At 41.5% G+C, this 265-nt stretch carries 1 protein-coding gene; it reads right to left on the reverse strand.

Annotated features, from left to right (window positions below; genetic code table 11):
* Positions 1-265: peptidase dimerization domain-containing protein (locus tag SB775_RS30390; RefSeq protein ID WP_410864977.1), on the reverse strand; the 265-nt coding region annotated here is incomplete at both ends.

Consider the following 265-nt stretch of genomic DNA (forward strand, 5'->3'; position numbering starts at 1 on the left):
CTAGTGCATCAGAAACGCCTTTAATGATACGTTTCATTAATGCCGGAATCTTTTCACGTGTTTCAGCTTGGAATGTACGGACAGTTCCTTCTAATATTGCTTTTTCGGGAATAACGTTCCACGTATTCCCTGAATGAATGTTTGTTACACTTACGACAGCGTTATGAGAAGAACTAATATTTCGGCTTACAATCGTTTGAAGTGCCATAACGATTTGAGATGATGTAACGATAGGATCGACGCCGGCATCAGGCACAGCTGCATG

It is taken from the genome of Peribacillus sp. SIMBA_075 (assembly GCF_046534585.1).